Source organism: Hymenobacter cavernae (assembly GCF_014641455.1).
GTDB classification, from domain to species: Bacteria; Bacteroidota; Bacteroidia; order Cytophagales; family Hymenobacteraceae; genus Hymenobacter; species Hymenobacter cavernae.
On sequence record NZ_BMHT01000001.1, the window covers coordinates 242,695 to 267,171 of the forward strand.

The 24,477-nt window shown below is 51.2% G+C and carries 14 protein-coding genes; 11 read left to right on the top strand and 3 right to left on the bottom strand.

The window, feature by feature from the left end; all coding sequences use genetic code 11:
- The first annotated feature begins 3 nt into the window (after positions 1-3).
- The 5 genes from IEX74_RS01005 (at position 4) to prfB (ending at position 6,897) form a co-directional block, all read left to right on the top strand.
- Positions 4-3,063 (top strand): tetratricopeptide repeat protein, encoded by a 3,060-nt coding sequence (locus tag IEX74_RS01005; RefSeq protein WP_188810084.1) that lies wholly within the window; start codon positions 4-6, stop codon positions 3,061-3,063.
- A gap of 8 nt (positions 3,064-3,071) precedes the next feature.
- Positions 3,072-3,797 carry an ABC transporter ATP-binding protein gene (locus IEX74_RS01010; RefSeq protein WP_188810085.1) on the top strand — a complete coding sequence of 242 codons (726 nt, stop codon included), beginning with the start codon at positions 3,072-3,074 and terminating at the stop codon, positions 3,795-3,797.
- Positions 3,798-3,920: 123 nt separating this feature from the next.
- Positions 3,921-4,469, top strand: a complete 549-nt coding sequence (locus IEX74_RS01015) for a cob(I)yrinic acid a,c-diamide adenosyltransferase (protein WP_188810087.1) — start codon at positions 3,921-3,923, stop codon at positions 4,467-4,469.
- A 73-nt stretch (positions 4,470-4,542) separates the two neighbouring features.
- A complete protein-coding gene (locus tag IEX74_RS01020; RefSeq protein ID WP_188810088.1) occupies positions 4,543-5,607 on the top strand; it encodes a branched-chain amino acid aminotransferase in 1,065 nt (354 codons plus the stop codon).
- A gap of 212 nt (positions 5,608-5,819) precedes the next feature.
- Positions 5,820-6,897 (top strand): peptide chain release factor 2 gene (gene prfB / locus IEX74_RS01025; protein ID WP_188810090.1). Its coding sequence is split into 2 segments (ribosomal slippage): positions 5,820-5,870 and positions 5,872-6,897, totalling 1,077 coding nucleotides; the frame shifts between segments, so codons are not numbered across the junction.
- An 84-nt stretch (positions 6,898-6,981) separates the two neighbouring features.
- Here prfB and IEX74_RS01030 read toward each other — a convergent pair.
- Both IEX74_RS01030 and IEX74_RS01035 read right to left on the bottom strand, forming a co-directional pair.
- Entirely contained in the window at positions 6,982-8,592 is a 1,611-nt protein-coding gene (locus IEX74_RS01030; protein WP_188810092.1) for a SusD/RagB family nutrient-binding outer membrane lipoprotein, read from the bottom strand.
- 12 nt (positions 8,593-8,604) lie between these two features.
- Entirely contained in the window at positions 8,605-11,874 is a 3,270-nt protein-coding gene (locus IEX74_RS01035; protein WP_188810094.1) for a SusC/RagA family TonB-linked outer membrane protein, read from the bottom strand.
- Between the two features lie 744 nt (positions 11,875-12,618).
- Here IEX74_RS01035 and IEX74_RS01040 point away from each other — a divergent pair.
- Genes IEX74_RS01040 through IEX74_RS01050 form a run of 3 tightly spaced genes read left to right on the top strand, consistent with a single transcriptional unit; the run spans position 12,619 to position 18,007 of the window.
- Positions 12,619-15,831, top strand: a complete 3,213-nt coding sequence (locus tag IEX74_RS01040; protein WP_188810096.1) for a SusC/RagA family TonB-linked outer membrane protein — start codon at positions 12,619-12,621, stop codon at positions 15,829-15,831.
- 21 nt (positions 15,832-15,852) lie between these two features.
- Entirely contained in the window at positions 15,853-17,328 is a 1,476-nt protein-coding gene (locus tag IEX74_RS01045; protein WP_188810098.1) for a SusD/RagB family nutrient-binding outer membrane lipoprotein, read from the top strand.
- Between the two features lie 25 nt (positions 17,329-17,353).
- Complete coding sequence (locus IEX74_RS01050; RefSeq protein WP_188810100.1) at positions 17,354-18,007, top strand: immunoglobulin-like domain-containing protein; 654 nt, start codon at positions 17,354-17,356, stop codon at positions 18,005-18,007.
- Between the two features lie 138 nt (positions 18,008-18,145).
- Here IEX74_RS01050 and IEX74_RS01055 read toward each other — a convergent pair whose 3' ends face one another.
- On the bottom strand, positions 18,146-18,586 hold the full coding sequence (locus tag IEX74_RS01055; protein ID WP_188810102.1) for a hypothetical protein: 441 nt from the start codon (positions 18,584-18,586) through the stop codon (positions 18,146-18,148).
- 404 nt (positions 18,587-18,990) lie between these two features.
- Between IEX74_RS01055 and IEX74_RS01060 the strand changes: the two genes are divergently transcribed.
- Genes IEX74_RS01060 through IEX74_RS01070 form a run of 3 tightly spaced genes read left to right on the top strand, consistent with a single transcriptional unit; the run spans position 18,991 to position 24,457 of the window.
- Positions 18,991-22,170, top strand: a complete 3,180-nt coding sequence (locus IEX74_RS01060) for a SusC/RagA family TonB-linked outer membrane protein (RefSeq protein WP_188810104.1) — start codon at positions 18,991-18,993, stop codon at positions 22,168-22,170.
- 20 nt (positions 22,171-22,190) lie between these two features.
- Entirely contained in the window at positions 22,191-23,783 is a 1,593-nt protein-coding gene (locus tag IEX74_RS01065) for a SusD/RagB family nutrient-binding outer membrane lipoprotein (RefSeq protein ID WP_188810106.1), read from the top strand.
- 38 nt (positions 23,784-23,821) lie between these two features.
- Positions 23,822-24,457, top strand: a complete 636-nt coding sequence (locus tag IEX74_RS01070) for a hypothetical protein (RefSeq protein ID WP_188810108.1) — start codon at positions 23,822-23,824, stop codon at positions 24,455-24,457.
- Positions 24,458-24,477: the final 20 nt, after the last annotated feature.

The following is a 24,477-nucleotide window of genomic DNA, read 5'->3' on the forward strand; positions in this document are numbered from 1 at the left end:
CCGTTGGCGCCTCCTTCCCCCCTCCCTACCGACCGCCCCGTGAGTTGGCGCAGCCCGCTGCTGGTGTTGGGCCTGGTAGCCGGCCTAGCGTTGGCGCTGGCCTGTTACTACTATTTCACCGGCGACGACCACACGTTTCCTATTCAGCCGATAGCGCAGCTCACGCCGGTGCCTACTACACTGCCGCCGGTGCGTGTTGGTTTGGCCGAGCTGCCGGTGCGGGTGAATGGCTACCTCGTCGCGCAGACCTATGACGTAGCGGGGCCATACGTGCAGCCTGCGGCGGCGGCCATGCTGCTCCTATTGCTGGCTGTTTGCCTGGTCTACTACCTCGCCGTGGTGAGTACGCTGGCCCGCACGCCGTTTGTGGTGACCATGGGCTTGCTCATTTTTCTGCTGATGTCGCTCAACGCCGATCAGCTTGGCGTGTTTGACACTGGCAAACAGTACTTTCTGATTACCGCGCTGCTTATCCTAGGTCTGCCGGCTTACGGGTTTCACGCGTTCTGGCCCGACACCTCGCTGCGCTTGCGCTTGCTGGCTTTCGCAGTGCTCATAGCTAGCCTCGTCGGCTTGCTGCTGTGGCGCAGCGACTATCCGGCTCCTTTCATCGTGCTGCATCTGGCCAGCTATTTCACGGCGGGCAGTGCCGTAGTGGTGGGGTTGCTGGCCTTCTGGGTGAGCTTCGAGAATATCTATGCCCTGTTGTGGTTTAACACGCAGGCCGAAAACCCGAAGAGCCGCTTTGGGTTGTGGCCCTTCCTGCTAACCAGCGGTTTGTACCTAGGTATTCTGCTGATGTACTACCTCAACGACGGCGAGGTGTTGCTGCTGGCTGGTCTGCACCTCGATCCGTTTGTGCTGCTGCTACCGGCGGTTCTGGTCGGGTGGCTAGGTTTGCGCCAGCGGGCCGCTACCTACAGCGACTGGGTGCCGTATTGGCCCAGTGCTGCCCACCTCTACCTGATGCTGACGGCTTTGGCGGCGGGGTCACTGGCTTACGCATTTGCCACGGCCAACGACCCGCTGCTGGAGGCCGGCCGCAGCTTCGTAGGGCTCGTATTTCTTACGGGCGGCATCGGCTTTTTGCTGTACGTCTTGATCAACTTCGCGCCGCTCATTCGGCAGCGGCTGCGTGTGTACCGGGTGGTGTATGAGCCTCGGCGTCTGCCCTTTTACGTCGTGCTGTTGTTCGCGCTGGGCGCTTTGGTAGCGGTAGAAGCGCGCAACGATTTCTTTGTGCTGGATCAGGTGGAGGCTGGCTATTATAACAACCTAGGTGATCTGACGCGCCTTCAAAGCGAACAGCAACCGCAAGCCGAGGCGCTGGCCCTGCTGGCCGAGCGCTACTACGCCGAAAGTGATGTACTCGACCGCTACAACCGCAAAGCTAGCTTTGGGCGGGCGGCGCTTTACCGCTTCCGGGCGCAACGCCAAAACGAAATCAACGCGCTGCGGCGCGCGCTCAGCCGTCGGCCCTCTGAGAAGGTATCGTTGCGCTTGGCAGCACTGTACATGGATCAGCGCGACTTCTTCGACCGCCTGCAAGTGCTGCGGGAAGGCTTGAAGGCACATCCGCGCAGCGCCTTTCTGGCCAACGACCTGGCGCAGCTTTACACCCGCTCCACACTCACCGACTCCGTAGCGACGTACCAGGCGCGGGCGGAAGCTGTAGCGCCTGATAACCTGGTGCTACGCGCCAACAAGCTGGCTTTTCTGCTAAAACACCAGCAGTGGAAAGCAGCACAAACAATAGCCAGCGAATCACTGCCGAATGATGCTGTTGCGCTGCAAGCCAACGCGTTGCTTTTGAGCCAGCTTACCGGCAAACCAAACGCAAAAACGCCTGCTCCACTCGGCAGCCAGGACCTAGCTCCGGCTGATTTTGCGCAGGTTTATCACGCGGCACTCAACAACCTGACGCGCCGCGACACGAGCCTGCTTCCGACGCTAACGAAGCTAGCGCAACGGCCAGCTAATGCTTCGTACTTCGAGCAGCTTACTTTCCTGCGGGCGCTGACGCAGTATTATGGCGGTCAGGCAGTAGCTGCACAGGTTACACTGCTGCCGCTCACCATTGGCACCGGTCCCGAAGCCGCTTACTATCACAGCCTTTGGGGTACCTGGCTGCTTGACCAACGACTGTATAGCTCCGCGGCGGCACGCTTGGCCGTTGCGGCGCAGGGTGGCTACACTGAAGCCGCTTTGCCTCGCGCTTATTCTTTTGCGCTGAACGGTCAGCTGGACTCGGCCAGAACGCTGGCGCAGCTGGCCGCACAGGAGAAAGATGCATTAGTAGCTCATCCGGCCCACAGTTTACTGCAAGTGCTAGCCCTGGATTTCAACCGGGATTACCGGCTAGCTTCCGATTCGGTGAAGGCTCAATATCTAGTTATTCGGGGCGCTTCGCTGTACCCGGAGAGCTTGATTATACAGGCTGCTGCGTTGCGCAGCCCGGCGGCGCGGGAAGCGGCCTTGTTGGCTCAGATTCCAAGGGCGCTGCAAGTTGGTCAGGTACAGGAAGCACGGGAGGCTATTCAGCGGTTTGCCCCGGATGCCACGGCTAAAACTACAACTGTGTCGGCCTGGAACGTACTCCGCGGGCAGCTTTATACCCAAGAGAAAGTCACGACTGAGCTACGGCAGCTCTTGCAGACAGCGTACTTCTCTCCTGCCGATCAGTCTTACAAGCTGTACTACCAGGCCACGCTGGCCAGGTTGCAGAAGCAGCTGCCCGCCGCGGCGCGCTTGTATGCTCAGCTTGGTCGCCAGGCATCCTTGCTGGAGCCCGCTATGCTGTCGGCTGCCGATTTTTACGCGGAGCAGCGCAACTACACCGCCGCTTATTCCTTGTTGCAGCAAGCCCTGGCTTATAACCCGGAGTCGGCCACGTTGCTGAAAGCGTATGCCATGACCGCTGTTTCGGCGGGTTTGGCTGACTATGCAGAAGAGCCGCTGGCGAAGTTGCGCACGTTGCTTTCCCCTGCGGAATACGCTACCTTTCGACAGCAGTACGACGCGCGACACGCCGCGCAGCTCGCAGAAACTGCTCCCTGGAAATAACCTAGGCCATGCAGCATCCCGTTATCGAAACTACCGGCATCTCGAAGGTTTACCAGATGGGAACCGAGACCATTCAGGCATTACGGTCCGTTACCATCAGCATACAGCGCGGTGAGTACGTGGCCTTCATGGGCCCGTCCGGCTCCGGCAAGTCGACGCTGATGAACATTGTGGGCTGCCTGGACACGCCAACCGCCGGCAGCTATGTGCTGAATGGGCAGGACGTGAGCCGCATGTCGGATAACCAGCTGGCGGAAGTGCGCAACAAGGAAATCGGCTTCGTTTTTCAGACGTTCAACCTGCTGCCCCGCGCTACTTCGCTCGACAACGTGGCTCTGCCGCTCATCTACGCCGGCTACGGCCGCAGCGAGCGAGAAGCTATTGCGATGGAAGCTTTGCGCAGCGTAGGCCTAGGTGAACGAGCCAAGCACCGCCCCAACGAGCTATCGGGCGGACAGCGCCAGCGCGTTGCCATTGCCCGCGCGTTGGTCAACAACCCCAGCATCATCCTGGCCGACGAACCTACCGGCAACCTCGACACGAAGACCAGCTACGAAATCATGGATTTGTTTGAGGCCCTGTACGCCAAAGGCAACACCATCATCATGGTAACGCACGAGGAAGACATCGCCCGCTACTCGCACCGTATCGTGCGCCTGCGCGATGGATTAGTCGAATCAGACATGGTGAACACCGACATCGCCACGCACAGCCATCTGACAGCTACCAGTTAATCATTTAACATTTACCAACTACCATTTACCAATAAAGAGTGTATCTCTAACCTAGGTTTCTGGTAGGTATGTACTGATAACTGTTAAATGGTAGTTGGTAAATGTTAAATGATAAATGAAAGCATGAAGATTTACACCAAGACCGGCGACCAAGGGCTTACTTCACTTATCGGTGGCACACGGGTGCCGAAGTCCAGTTTGCGCATTGATTGCTACGGAACGGTTGATGAGCTGAACTCCTACCTAGGTTTGCTGCGCGACCAGGAAGTGAATACCCCGCGCCGCGACTTGCTCAAGGAAATTCAGGACCGGCTGTTCACGATCGGCGCTTCTCTGGCATCCGACCCAGAGAAGTCGAAGATGAAAATCCCGGACCTGCACGCCGAAGACGTGGCCTTGTTGGAGCGCGAGATGGACCGAATGAACGAGCACCTGCCTGAGCTGCGCATGTTTGTGCTGCCGGGCGGGCACCAGTCGGTTTCGTTTGCGCATGTGGCCCGTTGCGTGTGCCGCCGCGCCGAGCGGCTGGTTATCGGGCTTCAGGACGATTCGTTTGTGGCCGAGCTGGTCGTTATCTATCTAAACCGCTTGTCCGATTACCTGTTTGTACTTAGTCGCCAGATGGCGCACGAATTAGGCGCGGAAGAAGTTACCTGGAAGCCACGCCTCTAAACTGCTTTGGCACCTAGGTTTTCAGCTTGCTGCCTTTTACGCTCACCAAGCTTCATTTTCACGATTTACCGTTATGCTTGACACCCTAGCCATTCCGACCCAGACCACCTCGGCCTCGCGCCTTTCGCAACTTGACCTCGCGAACCTGGAGTTCGGCAAACACTTCTCCGACCACATGTTTGTGGTTGATTATCAAGATGGCGAGTGGCAAAATCCACAGATTCTGCCTTATGGTGACTTTACGGTTAGCCCCGCTAACTCGGCCCTCCACTATGGCCAAGCCATTTTTGAAGGGCTAAAAGCATATAAAAATGAGCAGGGCGCTATTACTATTTTCCGGCCCTACGACAACCTGGCTCGCATGAATACCTCCGCTGAGCGCATGTGCATGCCGGCCATTCCGGAGGAGCTGTTTATCCAAGGGCTCAAGCAGCTTGTCCGCCTTGATGCTGAGTGGGTTCCGAGCGCACCTAACACGGCGCTGTACATCCGCCCCTTCATGTTTGCCACCGATGGTATGCTAGGTGTTCGGCCTTCGGAAACCTACCGTTTTGCCATTATTACGTGCCCGGTAGGCGCTTTCTTTGGCAAGCCTCTGCGCGTGCGCTTTGAAGAGAAATATGTTCGCTCGGCCGAAGGTGGCGCTGGCTTTGCCAAAAACGCCGGTAACTACGGCGCGGCGCTCTACCCGACCAAGCTAGCCCAGGATGCCGGCTACCACCAGCTGCTCTGGACGGATGCTTCTCAGCATCGCTTTATCGAGGAGTCAGGCACCATGAACGTGGCCTTCATTATCAACGGCACGCTCGTCACGCCCGCGCTCAGCACCTCGATTCTGGACGGCATCACGCGCCGCAGCGTGCTGCAAATTGCCCGCGACTGGGGCATGCCCGTAGAAGAGCGCAAAGTAGCCGCCACCGAAGTGATGGAAGCTATCCAGAATGGCACCCTCACCGAAGCCTTCGGCATCGGCACTGCCGTTACAATTGCGCCGATTACGGTTATTGGCTATCAGGGTCAGGACTATTTGCTGCCGGAGCTTACTTCCGATTCGTTCGCCCGGCGCGTGTTGCAGGCGCTGGATGACATCCGCACCGGTGTTGCGCCTGACACGCACAACTGGATAGTTACCATTTAAGCAGCTTTGACCTAGCTTTTTCTGTGTTGCTACAACAGCCAACCTTACCTAGGTTGGCTGTTATTTTTTCAGGAGCAACCTAGGTCTTTGCTTGAGAGCAGCCCGAAGCTGGCTTGACTCATTGGCGTATTTAGGAGCCTATTATTCAATGGTAACGTTCCGGTAGCGACCTTTACCCATTCAAAATTCAACATCACCATTTAACATTCCCCATGACGCAAGATCAGGTGAAGGAATTGAAGGGCCGCGCTGAGGCTCTGAGGAGGTATCTTTGACTACGATAATCGCAAAGAGCAGATTATAGAAACGGAAAAGCAGACCACGGCTCCTGACTTCTGGGACGACTCCAAAAAGGCGGAAGAGGTATTGAAGGAAATCAAATCCATCAAGGTCTGGACGGATGACTACGAAGCCGTGGAGAAGGCCGTCGGCGATGTAGAAGTGCTCTATGACTTCTACCGTGACGGCGACGTGGCGGAGCAGGAGATGCAGCAGGAATTCGAGACGGCGCAGAAAGCCGTTGAGCAGCTGGAGTTCAAGCGGATGCTCTCCGATGAGGAAGATCAGCTCTCCGCCATCATCGACATCAACCCCGGCGCGGGCGGCACCGAAAGCCAGGATTGGGCCGAGATGCTCATGCGCATGTACATCATGTGGGGCGAAAAGCACGGCTTCGCGGTGCGTCAAGTGAGCTACCAGCCCGGTGAAGGTGCCGGAATCAAGTCGGCTTCGCTGGAAATTGACGGCGACTTTGCCTACGGCTATCTGAAGAGCGAAATCGGCGTCCACCGCCTCGTGCGCATCTCCCCCTTCGATTCCAGCGGCCGGCGGCATACGTCGTTTGCTTCCGTATTTGCCTATCCGGTTGTGGATGACACCATCAACATCCAAATCAACCCCGCTGATATTTCTTGGGATACGTTCCGCTCCGGTGGCGCCGGTGGCCAGAACGTGAACAAGGTAGAAACAGCCGTCCGGCTCAAGCACGCCCCGTCTGGTATCGTTATCGAGTGTCAGATTGAGCGTAGCCAGCTCATGAACAAGGAACATGCCCTACGCATGCTCAAGTCGCGCCTCTACCAGCTAGAGCTCGACAAGCGCAACGCCGAGCGTGACAAGGTTGAAGCCGGCAAGAAGCGCATCGACTTCGGCTCGCAGATCCGCAACTACGTGCTGCACCCTTACAAGCTCATCAAAGACCTGCGCACCGGCATCGAGCGCACCGACGTGCAGAACGTGCTGGATGGCGACCTAGATGAGTATATCAAAGGGTTTCTGATGGAAAGCTAGGTTCCCGCTTAGCTTAAGCCTGAGCAAAACAAAAAGGCTGCCCGATTGGGCAGCCCTTTTTGTTGATAAGCTACTTGTAATAGATTAATCTACTACGTCCCAGAAGATCTTCGTGAACTGAGTAACATTAGCAGGAATATTTGCTGCGTTTGTGTTGGTCTCGGTCAGTGGATACAGCAGGCGGGTTGGTAGTTTATCCGCACGAGGCGAAATAGACTCCAGCGAAGCTTGAATTTTTGGCTGCGCAGTACGGCGATAATCATCCCAGGCTTCGGTGCTAGCCACTGAATTTTCGGCCAAGTACTTCTGGTAGATAATAACCGATTGCTTACCTAAGCTACCTGCCGACGGAGCAAGTGCGTAGTTCACCAATGGATTATTGGTGTTAGCAGCGATGTACGTGTTATACTGTGCTATGCCAGGAGTTCCTGAAGTAGTAGCAGATAACGGCGTGCTATTTATGTCAGTAAGAGATGTACTGGTACGGTAGAAATAAACAAAGGAGGCCTTAATACCATCTTGGAAGTCGGTGCTAGCAGCAGCATCGCCACCAGTGAACAAGTTCCGGGTTTCAGCTTCTGCTTTTGAGAAGAGATGCTCAGACAAAAGCATCAGCGGAGTAGGCGCATTAGGCCCCTTCAACAGGCCACCGCCTTGCAGGAAAAATGATGCCCTCAACGTAGCTGTAGCTCCGGCAGGGCTGCGCTCGCCCAGATCAGTACCTACATAAACATTGCTAGCCCCATCCTTAACTCCGAACGCGTAGAGTTGAGAAACGCGAGGATCATTGTTGTTGACGTATTGGTTGAGGATGAAGTTGGTAGGAATCTGGTAGAGCTGCTCGGTAGCACTTGTACCAGCAGCTGTCAGTCCATAACGGGTAAAGAATGGATTTTGCTGGTTAGCACTTTGGGCATAGCCTGGTTGTACTACTACATCATTCGTAATAAATCCATCAGGTGCCGTCTGAAGAGTAGCTAGCTGCGTCCGTACGTACGTATCCAGTGCTGCATCGCCAGTTTGCGATTCACGCAACAGAATCCGCAGCTTTAAGCTGTTAGCAAACTGCTTCCACTTTTTCATGTCGCCGCGGAAAACAACGTCCTCGGCACCTACCCCAACACCACCACTGGCAGCTGCATTAGCATCCGCAATAGCGCCATCTAGCTGTACGATAAAGTCCTTGTAGATATCAGCAGCTTTGTCGTAGGTAGGCGTTGTGCTCGCAGCTCCTTGCAGAGCAGTGAAATAAGGGATATCCCCAAACTCATCGACCAATAGCAGGAAGTTATACACCTTCATGATCCGGGCGATAGCTGCATGGTTAGGATAACCCACGGCTTGCTGCTGAATGAGGTTGTAGTCATTCAGGTTATCATAGGTGTTGCTCCACAAGCTTTGATAGAACTGGTTCGTGTAGTTATACGTGCGTTCTTCCGTATAACCGTTTACAACCCCCGACTTACCCCAATAATCAGCAGCAAAGCTAGCATAGCTGTTATAGCCTGGGAGAGTACTCGTGTTAGAACCCGACGAGTAGTTAAAAGCCGTAGTGGTCAGTGCTGATGCCAATAACTCACTCGGCGTTGCTGCCGTCGGGTTGTTAGGGTTCTCATTGACGTCGAGAAACTTCTCGCAACCGGTTGCAGCAGTAGTAAGCGCCGCTGCAAGCAGGACTCTAAAAAGTATTTTCATGAACAAGTGAGATTAGAAAGTTGCGCTGAGAGTAGCTCCGTAGAACTTCGTCGGCGGGGTCTGGAAATAGCTGTTAATACCAACGGCATTAGGGTTGGTAGTAGCATTGCTGAACTCAGGGTCAGTGTAGATGTTGGCTTTCGGTACCCACGTAAAGATATTCCGGCCAAACAGGTTAACTGAAGCACCCTTAATGAAACCTACTCTCGATACTAAAGCAGTAGGTAGCGCATAGCTCAGGGAAAGCTCCCGGATTTTGAAGAATTTTCCGGAGGTCACGTAGTTCTCTGACACAGTAGTGTTATAAGCTGCGCTAGACCAGAACTCTGATCCACCAGGCGTTAGCCCTGAGGTGTTCGGAACATACGTTGTACCATCGGGAGCCAGAATAGCTGAGTTAGGGTACACAAAATTCTCACGACCGTATGTAACAGTCCGCTGTCCAGCCCCTGTGAAGTCGAGAGTCTCACCGATAGCGTTATAAATTACGTAACCCGTGCGGAGTTCACCTTGGCCGGATAACGTCAGCCCTTTGTACGTTACGCTAGCATTGAAGCCGTACTTGTATTTAGGTTGGGTATTGCCAAAGCTTTTCAGGTCAGTCGATTTAAGAGGGAAATAACGGGCTTCGCCGGTATTTGGATCTTTGGTCGTAACCATCTTGATTAGCCCATCATCAGTGCGCTGGTAGTAGCTACCCCGCAGTACAGGATAGGCCTGACCGGGAATCGCAAAAAGCGATGCGCTACCAGCTCCGCCGCCACTTGTCAGAGTTAGCTGAGAGAGGCCCGGAGGCAGCGAAATAACTTCATTGTTGTTGTAGTTGAAGTTACCACCTACCGTGATGGTCAGTCCATTGTCAAGACGAACGGGAGTGATATTCAGGTCAGCTTCAACACCGCGGTTTTGTACTTCACCCGCATTAAGGAGTAGAGTGCTGTAGCCGGTAGCAGTTGAAATGCTAGTTCTAATCGTCTGATTAGTGCTCTTCTGCGAATAGTAGGTGAAAGCACCCGTTACCCGATGCTGCAAGAAGCTAAGTTCGATACCAGTCTCAATGGAGCGGGTTTCCTCAGGCTTAAGCCCCTGTTGTACAAGGCCATTGTCTGCCGTGAACGAAGCTAATGAACCAAACGGGAAACCAGTACCAAGACCATAGGTGGAATTCAGTGCATACGCCCCACCCGTCTGGTATATACCTAGGTCGGTAACACTTGTTGGCAATTCAGTCGGCAATGGAGCATTAGGTAGGTTTACCTGGCTAACCTTCGTGATACCTCCGCGGATCTTGCCATAGTCCAGGAAAGAAACGTCTTTGAGGGCTGGAATAGCCTCCGTGAATACAACCGATGCATCTACCCCAGGGTAGAAGAAGCTACGGTTGTCAGGATCCAGATACGAGATGTTATCATTACGACCCGAGCCGTGCAGGAAGACAAAATTTTTGTAACCTAGGGTCACGTCGCCATAGAATGCGTACAGGCGAGTTTGGGCTCTGCCATCAAACCCGATCAGGTTGCCGATCCGGTTTGAGAGGTTAAACAAGTCCGGCTTAGCTAAGGCAGTGGAAGCGGCAAAGTTGAAGCGGCTATCGAACTGTTGTATGTTATTACCTACAATAGCTTGTACTGTAAAGTCGCCGAACGTTTTATCCATGCTGATGAACAGGTCCGAGTTAATGCGGGTCAGGCTCGCGCTCAAATCCTGCACATAGCCGGGCGTTCCAGCACCTGATTTGTTCGTATTGTGTGCCTGCTGATAGGCATTGTAGGTAAACTTATTTTGCGTAGCCAAGCGCTGCTGGGTGGTGTTGGTAGTACCTAGGCGGTACTGAACTTTCAACCAATCAAGAACTTTGTACGACAAATCAATATTGCCCTGCAGCGTGTTGCGCCGATCGTTGGTACGGTAGGTATCAATAATCCAGTAGGGATTATCGTAGAAGGCATTAAAATAGCCATTTGGATTGGCAAACTGATCATTCTGCCAATCCTTATAGGACGTAATAGGAGCCATTACCGTATTGTTGAGCAGGTTCCAGTACACCGTTGAATTCCGGTCTGCATTGGAAGTGATATTAGACCGCTGCTGCGAGTACGATACATTGAAGCCAGCAGTCAGGCGACCTAGCTCCCGCGAAGCATTGAAGCGGAAGGTATTCCGATCAAACTTATCTTTCGGAATGATTCCTTTGTTCTGCAAATTCTGGTAAGAGGTATAAAACTTCGTTTTCTCATCTCCACCTGAAAACGAGACACCATTCTGCATTTGGTAGCCGGTATTGAAGAACTTACGACGCTCATTAGGACGAGCTTCAAATGTCAGCATCTGCACATCACCATTCGCAAGCCGCTCGCCAAAAGGTCTTAGTGATCCATCAAAGCGGGGGCCATACTGCTGGTTTTCGAACCCCTGATACTGAGTGCTGTAGTCGGAGTCTGGGGTGTTGTCGGTAGTAAAAGTTGGGTAAGCAGAGGTGTATGTGTTAGCACCAGGCCCAAACTCCTTTTGTAACTTGGGCATGAACGAAACTGATTCGAACTGCGAGGTTTGCGAGAAGGTAACCTGAGGCGTAACACCACCTTTTTTAGTGGTGATGATCAATGCGCCATTTGAGGCCTGTGAGCCGTACAGCGCAGCCGCATTAGCACCTTTCAGCACTGATATAGATGCAATATCATCAGGATTAAGTGCAACTAGAACATCGTTCGTTGAAATAACACCGTCAATTACAACAAGCGCTTCGTTGTTACCAGTAAGTGACCGAGTTCCACGCAGCGTAACGCGCACACTAGGGTTAACCCCACTGCTTAGCGTCTGAATTTGCAGGCCTGATACCTTACCAGCTAAACCATTCGCTACGTTGGTTACACGAGCTTGGGTAATCTCCTTAGTATCAAGCGTAGCGGTAGCATAGCCCACCTGCCGCTCCTGACGCTGGATACCTAGGGCACCTGTTACCACTACTTCGCCCAACTGCTTGGTGTCAGTAGCCAGCGACACGTTGTAAGTAGTACCACTCCCAATAGGCTGCTCCAAGGTAAGATACCCTATCGAGCTAAAAGTGAGCGCTGTAGCTGTAGTAGGTACGCTCAACGAATAGGTACCATCTGCGCTCGTGGAAGCACCTACCGTTGTGCCTTTCACAACAACGGTCACTCCTGGCAAGCCCTGACCGCTAGTCCGATCAGTCACACGCCCTGAAATAGTCCTATCCTGCGCAATAGCCTGCTGTAGCAGACTAATCATTAGCAGAATGAACACAAGTAACGGTTTTTTCATGGATGATGAATTTGGTTTTAGAAAGTAAGAAAAGGACGATGGTGAGGAAAAGATTGATATAAGAAAGGTACAGGATCCAAACTAAACAAAAAAAAATATCACTTCATCTATTACTCACCTAAAAGTGTTTGTATTCCAGCATTTTCCTGTATAAAACTAGTATAGCACATAATCGATATACGACTGTCTACCTATGAACAATACAGTATGGTGGCTCTTCCATTTCTCTAGCAGTGTGCTCATGCATATCAAGAAGGCGTTGCCAAGATTCGCCGACATTGAAACCTAGGTAGGTAATCGAGGTGCGAACTGCTCGCACTGCCATCTTAAGCGGCTGTGTTCATCCTATAAGCTATTCAGCTACAACTATAGGCTCGTGTGCTACCAGTTACAAGGCCCAACCTATTTCTATTATACTCTTTATTTATTCTCCTGCTATTTCCTAGTATGTCCTAGGCCTGCTTTCTCCATTAATCTATTTCCTACCATATAAAACCTTACGAATTCCTTAGCTAGCTCCATACTGTTCCTTATAATAATACAGATACCAGTTATGCACATATCCTCTTGATTACTAAACAAATCTTAGTGAATACTCTGTATTTCAATTCGCAAGACAGCTTTTATCAATCCATATAGTCCGGAAGAAATCAATACGGAGAAATCTGTTTTCATTAACTTGTTCACGATTTTCGCTTTCGCTTTTTATTCTTTCCTAGTTCATTTTACCAAATTACAATTCACATGAAAAAACTGATTCTACTATGTTTTTTCCTGATAACCACGCTGTTGCAGCAGGCCGTGGCGCAGGATCGAACAGTATCAGGAAGAGTCATTGATCGTTCGACCAATGAAGGACTACCGGGAGTCACAGTACTGGTTAAAGGCACTACAGTAGGGGGCGCTACAAACAGCGATGGCACCTTCTCCTTGTCAGTTCCTGCTACCGGCAACACTTTGATATTCAGCTCTATTGGCTATATCACATTGGAGCAGGCTGTTGCCAGCGGTCCAATGACAGTGTCGCTGTCTACTGACACTAAGCAGCTTAATGAAGTAGTTGTAACGGCACTGGGGATAGAAAAAGAGAAGCGCACCCTAGGTTACGCAACGCAGACGATCGAAGCTGCTCAGCTTACCCAAGGCCGCGACCGTAGCGTACTGAATGAGCTTCAGGGTAAAGTGGCCGGCGTACAGATCAGCAACGCTTCGGGTGGGGTTGGTAGCTCTACCCGCGTTGTTATCCGTGGCAACAAGTCCTTCACCGGTAACAACCAGCCGCTCTATGTCGTGGATGGTATTCCGATTGACAACAGCTCTGTTGGTAGCGGCGACAACCTCAATAACGGGGTAGATACCGGCAACCGCGCCAACGACATCAACCCGGAAGACGTTGAGTCAGTGAACATTCTGAAGGGACCTGCTGCTACTGCCCTTTATGGTTCGCGGGCTGCCTCCGGCGCTATCATCATCACGACCAAATCGGGTCGTAGCGCTGCTAAACGCGGCCGGAAAGCGGAGGTTACCTTCACCTCTTCGTACGTTATTGATGACATTCTCTTCCTGCCTAAGTTCCAGAATGAGTTTGGCCAAGGCTTTCCGCAAAACGGTTTTGCCAGAGTATCGGATACCCGGGAAAATACCAGCTGGGGCCCGCGCTTTGATGGTCAGGACCGCGTATGGGGTCAGATCATCAACAACCAACAGCAATCGAAGCCTTATGTAGGCTTGAAGAACAACGTACGGGACTTCTTCGACCTAGGTAAAACCTGGACGAACACCGTTTCGCTGGGCGGCGGCGATGCCAAAACGAACTACATCGTTTCGGCTTCCAATGTGCAGCAGTCTGGTATCACACCCGGCACAAAGTACGAGCGTAGCTCCGTGAAGCTGGGAGGCGAAACGCACCTGACCAATAAAATTACGAGCAGCTTTACGGCTACTTATACCCGCACTGGAAGCGACCAGGCAGTAACCGGCCAGGGCAACAACTCCATCTACGATCAGCTTATCCAAACTCCGCGCGACATCAGCTTGCTGGATCTGCGTGATCTTAATAATCCGTTCAATAACATCAACGGCTACTATAGCCCTTACACGGTAAACCCCTGGCAGATTCTGCACGACAACAGCTTCCATAATGATGTCGACCGCCTTGTAGGAAATACCCAGCTCGGGTACCAGTTCAACGACCATTTCAAAGTGAATTATCGCATTGGCATGGATACGTACAGCGACCGGCGTAAGCAGTTCTCGGCCCGCCGCGACCTAGCCCCAGGTACCCAGAATGCGAGTGGCAACACCAGCAGCAACGGTTACTACGAGGAAACGCAGATCAACTACAATGAGTTAAGCTCCGACCTGATTGCTACTTATAACGGCAATATCACGGAGGACATCACGGTAAGCGCTTTGCTAGGGCAGAACTTCAACCAGCGCCGCTACGACCAGACCAGCATTGCCACGAATAACCTGGTGAGCAATGCCTTCGGTCCTACGCTGCTGAACAACGCAAATACCGGCTACCTGAACCCACTGGCAAACCCGTCAACAGCATCAGTGGGCACGCCGCACTACTTACGCCGTATAGTAGGGGTTTACTCAACGGTAGACTTTGGCTTCCGTGACTACCTATTCCTAGGCCTGACGGCTCGCAATGACTGGTCTTCTACCCTGCCCAGCAGCAACCGGAGCTTCTTCTACCCGGCTGTGAACCTAGGTTTCGTCTTCACTGATCTGCTTGGTCTGAAGGAAAACGCCTACTTCAATTATGGCAAGCTGCGTGCTAACGTTGCCCAAGTAGGTAACGATGCATCTCCTTACCTGACTGGCTCTACCTTCAGCGTCGCTAGCACCACCAATGGCTACTCGGGTGGTACGCTACAGTTCCCCTTAGGCAATGTGGTAGGCTACAGCCAGGGCAACACGATTGGTAGCCCAACGCTGCAACCTGAAATCACGAAGTCGTTGGAGCTAGGTACTGAACTACACTTCTTCCAGGATCGTTTGACGGCTGACGTGTCAGTTTACGACACGCGAAGCACCAAACAGATTGTCACTATTCCACTTTCTCCAGGCTCGGGCTTTACGGGCTTGGTAGGTAACGTAGGCGAGATTCAGAACAAAGGTATTGAGGTGTTGCTAAGTGGCACCCCTGTCAAAGTAGGTGGCTTTACCTGGGACCTGTCGGTGAACTATACCAAGAACGTCAGCAAGGTTTTGTCTATCATCGAAGGTATTGATGAGATTAACCTAGGTGGTCTTGGTGGCGTGAGCCTGGTTGCTCGCAAGGGCGAACCATACGGCGTATTCCGCGCAACTGATATTCTGACCAATGAAGCCGGTCAGGTAGTTGTTGCTGCTACTACGGGTGTGCCATTGGCCAGCGAAGTGAAGTCGCTGGGCACGATTTCACCGCGCTACTCGGCTGGTCTAAACAGCACGTTCTCTTACCGTGGCCTTTCGCTGACAGTAGTAGTTGATACCAAGCAAGGTGGTAAGATCTACTCCCGTACCCGGGGTACGCAACGTTTCGCGGGCACCGCTCCTGAGACGCTGATCAATGACCGTCAGCCCTTCATTGTAGCGAATAGTGTGATTCAGAACGCCGACGGCTCGTATTCTCCAAATACAACCCCAACTACTGCCTTCGATTACTTCAGTGCTTTAGAAGGCGCTGGTGGCCCTCCCGGCACCAACATCATCGACGCTTCTTACACGAAGCTGCGCGAGGTAGCACTGTCGTACACCCTACCGAGCAAGTGGCTCACGAAAACTCCTTTCGGCGCCCTATCAGTAGGTCTTACAGGTCGCAACCTTGCGTTGTGGAGAGCTAAAGAAAACACTTACGTGGACCCAGAAACCTCGAACTTCGGCAATGGCAACGTGCAGGGCTTCGATTTCTCCGGCTCTCCCTCGTTGCGCAGCTTCGGTGCTAATCTGCGCGTTACCTTCTAGTCGTTCGATCCTTAGAATCTCATGAAAAAAATACATAAAGGTTTAGTTGCTCTGGCTTTAGCAGGCGCAACAGGCCTAACAGCCTGTGAAAAGCAGCTTGATATAAACGTTGAGCCGACCCGACCTGGCACGGCCAGCCCCAATCTGGTACTGCCAGCCGGTACCGGTAACTTGCTCTACGTAATGGGGGCACCTTTCAATATTGCCGGTAATTTCTTCGCCCAACACTGGACGGAAAGCTTGCTAGCTAACCAGTACAAGGATTATGACCGGTACCGCATCGGTCAGACCACCTTCGATAGGCAGTACCAGGACCTGTTCACCGGTGCGCTGAAGAACTTCCGCTATGTGATGGACCGCGCCAAAGGCGACAGCTCAAACTATGCTGCCATCGCGGGCCTGGAATCAGCTTATACCTACCAGGTACTTAGCGATGCCTACGATCAGATTCCCTTTACGGAGTCGTTGCGGGGAGCTTCCAACACGCAGCCGAAATTTGATGAGGGTTCAGTAGTATATGATGGCCTTATCACGCTGATTGACGAGTCTCTGGCTAAAATTAACACGACCACCAATGTTGCCGTTGGACCACAAGATCTTGTGTTCAGTGGCGATATGGAGAAGTGGCGTCGGTTTGGCAACACGCTGAAGCTTAAAATCTATCTGCGGCAGGTATATGCTCGTCCTACTGTGGCGGCGGCAGGCATTCAGGCGCTTTATGCAAGTGGTGCTCAGTTTCTGGGGGCAGCCGAAGATGCTCAGGTAACCGGCTTCACTACCGTTTCGCAGAACAGCAACCCGCTGTATCTCACCGAAGTGTACTCTAGCTCCGGCATTGCAAACAATATCATTGCCAGCCAGACCAGCATTGGTTATCTGACTGATACAAATGATCCTCGTATCGACGACTTTTTCAGCCGTCCGGGCAGCACGACTACCACCGCTACTACAGCCAACCACGTCGGAACGCCCCAAGGGCAGGCAGTAGCCGGCGGATCGGCGGCTATTTCGACCAGGTCGAGGCCTAATCTGGTGAAAATCGCCGGGTCTTCTGCCCCCGTTATTTTCATCAGTGGTGCGGAGAGCTTGTTCCTACAGGCAGAAGCTGCCCTACGTGGCTACGCAGCTGGCGCCAACGCTCAAGCTCTTTACGAGCAAGGTATTGCCGCTTCGTTTGCTCGGGTAGGTCGGACATTGCCAGCTACCTTCCTGGCTAGCCCGCTGGTTAGCTTCACAGCAGCTACTACTTTCGAAGCCAAGCTCGACCGCATCATTACGCAGAAGTGGGTATCGTTCAACGGCTCGGAAGGCTTTGAAGCCTGGACTGAACTGCGCCGGACGCGGTATCCTTCGTTCATTGCTCCGTCACCAGCCAGTGAGCTGCCAGCCGGTGTTATCGTTAAGCGTTTTCTGTACCCTACTTTGGAAACTCAGCGCAATTCAAATGCGCCAGCAGTGGCTTTAGCAGATGTGCCTGTTTGGTGGGACAAGAAATAGTCAACATTCCTAATCATTTCCGGACATGCGCAAACTCAGATTTTCTTTTCTTAGCCTTTCCATCCTACTCTCAATTGCTGTTTCCAGCTGTAAAAAAACAGAAACCGAGAACTTATCACGGGTAAAAAACTACGCCGCGATTACCCTCAAAGGCCCAGCCCTGACGAGCATCAACGTAGGTGAAGCTTACACAGATCCTGGCGCGTCAGCTACTCTTGATGGCGCTGAGATTACAACGCAGGTAGTGGGATCCGTCAACAATAAAGTGCCTGGCTTTTACACGATCCAATATCGTGGTGCCAACACTGAGGGCGACACGGTTGCAACCAGCCGCGTAGTAGCCGTTGTAGATCCTGCCGTGAACAACATTGACCAGAGCGGCACCTACTTACGGACTGGCTTCACGCCTTCTATTGTTAAGAAGATCGGCAAAGGCCTTTACACAACTAGTAACCTAGGTGGCGTCCTGGTTCCATCCACGGCTCTTTTTCCGGCCTACTTTGCCCAGTTGACGCCTACCCGCCTGGAGTTCCCATCGCAGCAGGTTCCCGGCGCTGGCACGGTAGACTTCACCGGAGATGCTGCTGTATTCAATTCCAGCGGAATTGTTACGCAGTTCTCGTATTCAGTAATCAACCCCCTATTCGGCACTGCAACCCGCACTTTTGTGCGACAGTAAAAGCCAAGGTCTTCAGCAAACAAAAAGGGCAGCGAAATCGCTGCCCTTTTTGTTTGCTGAAGACCTTGGCTTTTTTCAAGCAACAGTTACTGTTTATCGGATATAACGGAAGCTTTTCTGCAGGCTCTGAGTACTTGCTTAACCTCCTTGCACCGTTGGTCCACGGAACTCACGGTCGCCAACGAACGTGCATTGCTCAGGATCATCACCATCTAACGTATACTTGATGGTGATGACAGAACCTTCCAAAGTACCTGTAGCAGTTATGTTGCCTTTATACGTTTTACCACCCGCTACATAGCTGTAGGGCGTAGGAGGCAAGGTGATGGTGTTGCCGCTTACAGTAGCTTCATAGACGTCGCCAAGTCCATACAGGTTGGAGATGAATACTTTACCATTCTTAGCATCCGATTGGTTATAGATATCAACGGTATAAGGTTCGCTATTGCATGGTTCTTCACCATAATAGCTTCCTGCTACCGGAGAAAGAATGGTAACATCCGCATCATCCTTTTGACAGGAACTCATGCCCGCAAATAGTAGGCAAGAAGCCAATAAGAGTACTCTAGGTTTTTTCATGTTAACTCAATTCCTTGGAAAAATCAAAGTTTAAGTTTGAAGGTAGCGCTTTTTTTGAAGTCAAGAAAGTTGCATCCTACTTTTTACCCGATAGTATGACAATACCTCGCAAGAATATGATTATTCCATTTTCAAGATTAACATAGCTTATACTTATTTTCTGTAGCTTGTACTACCTTCCTAAACCTAGGTTCTAAGAAAGGGTATCTTGGACACCCCTAAGGCCATTAGGAAACAATGATTATGTGTCACAAGGCCTGTTACGACAGTCATAGGTGCGCTTATTTGCAGATTTTTTATAGAAAGAGTTGACAGATTGCGAGAATATTCAAACCATTAGTATTTTAGCAATCTTAAAAGATGGGTAAGCCACCCATCAATCCATTTCTTCAAACCTTTTTTGCATGAAAAGAATCTTACTCATGAGCTTGTTGCTCATGGTCATCCTGCTTCAGCAGGTGGCAGCCCAAAACCGGAGTATCTCCGGCAGAGTAACAGATCGACAAACAGGCGAGGGCTTACCAGGTGTAACGGTGCTGTTAAAAGGAACTAGCAATGGTATCTCAACTAACTCAGAGGGCACCTATAACCTAAGCGTGCCGGAGGCTGGTGGAACGTTAGTATTCAGCTCTATTGGTTTTACTACCACAGAGCGTTCAATTGGCACTGACAACCAGATCAATATTGCCCTAGGTTCTGACAGCAAGCAGCTTAGCGAAGTTGTTGTAACAGCGCTAGGTATTGAACGTGACAAACGTTCATTAGGTTATGCAACCCAAGAAATCAAAGCGGAGCAAATTTCGCAGAAGTCAGAGCCAAACGTCCTAAGTGCTTTGCAGGGCAAGGTCTCGGGCGTTAGAATCACAACTGCCAGCGGCTTACCTGGTTCCTCTACGAACATCAACATCCGGGGTATCACTTCGCTACAGGGCAATAACCAGCCTTTGTTCGTTGTAGATGGCATTCCGATTAGCAACGACCTAGATCGTACCTCTAACACACTTTTTGGCGCGCAACAGTCCAACCGTGCTTTGGATATAGATCCAGAAAACGTAGAAAGCATCAACATCCTGAAAGGACCAGCCGCGGCAGCTCTTTATGGCTCCCGAGCTTCCGCAGGTGCTATCATCATCACTACCAAGTCAGGGCGTAACATAAATAAGAAGCTGGAAGTGACCGTTACTTCTGGTTTCTCGCTGCAAAACGTATATGGTCTGATGGACCTGCAAAATGACTACGGTCAAGGTACTAACGGCACTAACGTCCTAACTAATGGTGACCCAAACACAGGTGTTACCACATCGTGGGGCCCCCGGTTTGGCACGACGCCTACTCTTGCTAACGGACTTCTATTAGCGGATGGCTCTACCCTCGACTACCGCGCTTACCCCAACAATACAAAAGACTTTTACCGTCAAGGCCACATCTGGCAGAATGGGGTAAATATCGCTGGTGGTAACGCAGACCAGAACTTGTCCTTGAATGTTAATAACACTGCTCAGCAAGGCATTACGAAGTTCTCGAACTTGAACCGTACTAGTGTACAGCTAGCAGGTAACACCAAACTCATCAACAAACTACGTGCTGGTGGATCGGTCAATTTCATCCAAAGCAACCAATTAGGCCCGCAACAAGGCAATAGCGGGTCGCCTTTTGGTCGTCTTAACGTAGTACCACGTAGCTATGACCTGCAGGGCTTGCCTTATATCGACCCAATCTCCAAGCGCAGCGTTTTCATTTCCACAGCTACTGAAAACCCTTACTGGAGCTTAGAGCGAAACTCCACGCGCTCAAATGTTACCCGCTTTATCAACGTAGCTAACCTAAGCTACGAGGTAGCTCCTTGGTTGAACATTGCTTATCGGGCAGGTTATGACACTTACACCGACCGGCGGAAGCAGATTTATGACGTAGGTTCGATTCGTGCCTCCTCTGGGCAGGTAATCGACCAAACATTCTGGCGCAGCGAATTGAACGGCGACTTGTTAGTGACGTTGAAGAAGGATAACATCTTCACCGAAGGCTTTAATGCAAACCTGTTGCTAGGTCAGAACGTGAACCAGCGCCGTATCCAGACGATTACCTCGCAAGCTGGTGATCTGATCTTCCCTGACTTCTTCAACTCATCAAACGCTAAAGTGTTTACTGGCTCAGGTGAGACCAGCGAAATTCGTCGCTTGCTAGGCTACTACGGCCAGTTGTCACTCTCTTACAACAACTACTTGTTCTTAGAACTGACAGGGCGTGCTGATGAGTCCTCCACTTTGCCGAAGAACAATAACACGTTCTTCTATCCCTCTGCTACTCTGAGCTTCGTATTTACCGATGCGTTTAAGATCTCCAACGATTTCTTCTCGTACGGTAAAATCCGCGCTAATGCATCACGTGTTGGACGTGACGCTCAGGTTTACAGCCTGCAGAGTACTTATGGCTCAACTGGTACCGTGGGCAACAACGTAGCCAGCATTACTTTCCCCGTTACGGTAAGCAGTGGCACTTACGCTGGTTTCGATTACACAAATACAGCGGGTGGTGGCTCAGTTCTGACTCCAGAATTCACGAAGTCTTACGAAATCGGCACTAATCTAGGCTTCTTTAATAACCGCATCAGTCTGGAGGCAACATACTTCAACACGATCAGCGAAAGCCAGATTGTTCCTGTATCAACGGCTCCTTCGTCCGGCTTTATCCAGCGTTATGCAAACGTAGGCCGCATGGATAACAAGGGCATTGAGGCTCTGGTGAATATCACACCTATCAAGGGAACAAACTTCCGTTGGGATGTCACGGCTAACTACACCCGTATCCGCAACAAGGTAAAATCAATCTCAGAAGGTGTAACCGAATCGCAGATCAATGGTAATATCTTCTCTGGCTCTAGTCCTTCTTTCGTGGTTGGCAGAGCTTACGGTGTAATTCGTGGTCCAAAAAAGCCGCGTGTTGAAGATCCTTCCAGCCCCTACAACGGCCAATACATCATCAATCCGACGTCGGGCTTATTTGCTCCTGAGCTGACCAACCAAGTGATTGCCGACCCCAACTTTAAGTGGCAAGGTGGCATCACCAACACCTTTAGCTACAAAGGTATCTCTGCGTCGTTCCTAATCGACGGCAACGCAGGTGGCGACGTTCTTTCATTCACTGCTGGCCAGTACAAGAGCTTAGGTGCTCTGAAAGAGACAGGTGTAAGCCGTGAGCTTCCTCGCATCATCCCAGGTGTTATTCAAACCGGTACTGGTGCTGATGGCAAACCAACATATAAGCCTAACAACATCCAGGTTGATGCCCAATCGTATTGGGGTGCACTTGGAAGTTTGCAAAGCGACATAAACATCTATGACGCTACCGTCGCCCGCCTTCGTGAAGTTACCCTAGGTTACTCGCTGCCAAAACAATGGCTTGAGCATACACCTTTTGGCCAAGCTAACATTTCAATCTCAGGACGCAATTTGTTCTACTATGCGCCTAATGCTCCATTTGATCCAGAGGTAAACACGCAGGGTGCTGGCAACATCCGTGGTCTAGAGTTGCAAGGCTCGCCTAACGCCCGCAACTACGGCGTCAACATTCGCTTTACCCTCTAATAGTGCCACTCAGACCAAATATGAAATCACATAAAATCATAGGGTTCACCTTTGCGGCAGCAGTTATTCTAGGAATTACTAGTTGCGACAAGGACAAATTCTTGGATGTAAATACTGATCCGAATAACCCTTTAGTAGCTGCGCCTTCTAACTTGCTGCCTAGTACAGCCATTACTACTGGTTTTGCTAATGGTAATGAAATAAATCGCATCACTTCGCTGCTCGTCCAGCATGTCGCAGGTACTGGTACTCAAAGTGCTCCTCAAGATGTTTACAACATCCGTGGCGGCTTGGACAATCAATGGCAGAACGAGCTTTACGCGGGAGCTTTGCAGAACGCGCAAAGCATGATTGAAGCCGCCGACCGGCTCAATAGTCCAGCTTATGCTGGCATTGGCAAGCTCCTTAAGGCTTATAATTTTGCAATGACTACGGATTTGTGGGGAGATATCCCTTATTCTCAAGCACTGCAAGGCTTAGGAAACCTTCAACCACGGTTCGACACCCAACAAGACATTTACAAGGGAAATGCAGCACTAGGCGTTCAAAGCTTGTTCGACTTAGTGAAAGAAGGCCTTGCCGATCTTGATAAGACGAGCACATTTAATCCCAGCGGTACTGACGATCCTATCTATGGCGGAAGCTTAGTTAAGTGGAAGAAGATGGGTAATACGATGTTGCTAAAGCTAGCAAATACTGTTAGCCGTCGTGATCCTGATTTAGCTAAGTCTATTATCAATGAGGTGCTGAACAAAGGAGCTGCAAGCTATATTTCGGCCAACGCAGATGATTTCGAAGTGCCTTTCGGATCATCGGTAGGCAGCCGGAATCCCATTTATACCTTCAACTACGACAATAGGACTACTGACATTCTACTAAGTCAGCGATTGTTGGATAGCATGGCAGTGCGTAATGACCCACGTCTTCCCTTCTTTTTTACTACTACTCCAACACCGGATTTGAAGTCCAACCCACAGGTAAATCCAACAGGTACTACTACTACCTTACCTGGCCCTACTGCTGGCACATTCCTCACGTTTACTGGCTATCAAAACGGTACTCCTGGTGCAGGCCCAGGCGTCTTGGCTAATCGTTCCCGTTATGGTTCTTATGTGATAGGATCTAGTACGACCCCAGGAGGTGTGGGTGGTGCTCCGATTCGTCTGCTTACGAACTTTCAACGGTTATTTATCCAAGCTGAGTCAGCTCTTATCCTAGGTACTCAAGGTGATCCACAGGCCTTACTGCGTGATGCCGTACGCGCTTCCATGGTGAAAGCTGGTGTGGCTGATGTAGCTGTTACGGCTTATTTTGCTGCTAACCCTACGCTCGTAACCCTATCCGGGCGTACAGACGCTGCTTCCAAGCAAAAGGATCTTAACAAGATCATGACCCAAAAATGGATTGCTTGGGTAGGTAATGGTTACGAGGCGTACAACGACTACCGTAGGACTGGCTTCCCACGTTTGGCACTCGCCCTGAATCCGCAAGGTGACAATGGTACCCTACCTGTTCGATTTGTGTATCCAGCTTCGGAGAGTTCGGGTAACGCCAACAACACGCCTAATCCACTACCGGGCACTGCGGAAAGAGTATGGTGGGATATCGACTAATAACAGCCCACACGGTAAAATTCCAACTTTCGCTTCTCATGAAAAATAATATAGCAAAGCTGCTTACCCTCTGTCTGCTCTCATTGGGCACCGTTGCCTGTGAGAAGGACTATGGTGTCAACCTGGGACCAACGGAAGACAGTATAGCACCTATTCCTGTAACCGTAACGAATGCTACCTACTTTGAGCGGTACGCCATCGTAACAGCTAAAGCCCCTACTACCACAGAAGCAGGTGACTTTTCTATTACTTTTGAGATTCCCGCTGACAAAGGTCGTATCAAGGAAATCAGCCGAGTTGTGACAGGTGCTGCTGGCTTGACGTACTTACAAAGCAGTGTTCGCAGCACAATAACGACACCACCACGCAGCATCACGCCAGCTGAGTTGTCTTTGAATTACAACGGAAATGCCGCTTCGCCAGGCACTAACCCGGTTTTGGGCAATGGCACAAACTCTATCACCTTCACGTCTAGCCTACGAGCTTATAATACGTATCGTAACCGGGTAGGCCCACTGTTAGATGTTGGTGCTACTGGCCTAGCTTTGATTGGACCAGCACCAACCGTAGCTACTTCAGTAACTGCTCCTACACAAATCAGGATGTTCTTCCTGATCACGTTAGAAGACGGCACAGAAATAATTCCGACTGAAGTGCGAGTACGGGTAATATAACTTGCTCAGACTTATCCTAA